At 32.7% G+C, this 1272-nt stretch carries 1 protein-coding gene; it reads left to right on the top strand.

Annotated features, from left to right (window positions below; all coding sequences use genetic code 11):
• Positions 1-96: 96 nt before the first annotated feature.
• A complete protein-coding gene (locus tag EM932_RS20670; RefSeq protein WP_135879102.1) occupies positions 97-1263 on the top strand; it encodes an IS4 family transposase in 1167 nt (388 codons plus the stop codon).
• Positions 1264-1272 lie beyond the last annotated feature (9 nt).

Below are 1272 nucleotides of genomic sequence, written 5' to 3'. Positions count from 1 at the left end.
ACGCACTACTGTCCGGAATAATATATTTATATTGTTTTATTTGTATTATTTTTACTGATCTTTTTAAGATCAGTAAAACCAAAAGACTTAATTTTCATGTATTCTCAAACATATTTCGGAGAGCTATTATCATTATTGCCAAAACAAAAATTCAGAAGCATAGTAAAGCGTAATAAAACGGATAAATATTCAAAAGGATTCAAAACATGGGACCATCTAGTGGCCATGATCTATGCTCAATTAAGCAAAGCCAATAGTTTACGGGAATTAGAGACCACTTTTAACTCATTTTCTAACAAACATTATCATCTAGGGGTAAAAAGTATAAAGCGATCTACCTTGGGAGAGGCCAATCAAAAAAGAGATTCAAAAGTTTTTGAGGAATTGGCCAACTATCTTATATCACAGGTTCACCATGATAGTACCAAAGATCTAAAAGCCCTTTTATACCTATTGGATTCCTCACCGATACCATTGAGCAACCACCACCATAAATGGGTCGATGAAATGAACCATCGGACCAAAGGGCTTAAAGTTCATTTATTGTATAGTCCATTGACCAAGACATTATCTCAATTAAGCATTACCAACAGTGATATTAATGACATCAATAAAGGTCAAGAGCTAAAAATAGAGACCAATGCTATTTACGTTTTTGATAAGGGCTACACCGATTACAACTGGTGGTATAAAATACATCGGCACAATAGCATTTTTATAACCCGATTTAAAAAAAATGCGTCGCTCAAAGTGGCGGGTACTTTTCCTGTGGATTCAAAACAAGAAAGTAAGATAATGGCAGATGAAATCGTTTTATTTAAAAATAAAACGCCACGCAAAGGAAAAAAGAACGAGTATAGGGAACCCTTAAGAAGAATTACCGTTAAAAGAGAAAATAAAGATACCCCATTGATAATAGCAACTAATGATCTAGAAAAACCTGCAGAGCAGATAGCTGATCTATACAAGAAAAGATGGGATATTGAGTTGTTTTTCAAATGGATAAAGCAAAACTTAAAGATAAAACGGTTTATAGGCACATCTGAAAATGCAGTAAAAATACAGATTTACACAGCCATCATTACCTACACTTTGGCATTGATGTTAAAGAAAATGAAGCTAGCTAAAGAGCCTCTTTATTTATTTGTTGAAAAGCTCAGTTCCTTAATGTTTGTACCTGTCAAAAACAGAATGGATTATCAAAATAGAATTAGAAAACGACAACAAAATAAAATTAAATACCAATATGCCTTTTTTCAATAAATTTATTCC

Source organism: Flavivirga rizhaonensis (genome assembly GCF_004791695.1).
Classification (GTDB): Bacteria; Bacteroidota; Bacteroidia; order Flavobacteriales; family Flavobacteriaceae; genus Flavivirga; species Flavivirga rizhaonensis.
The sequence above is the reverse complement of the archived record's forward strand: the minus strand, read 5'-3'. Positions and strand labels throughout refer to the sequence as shown.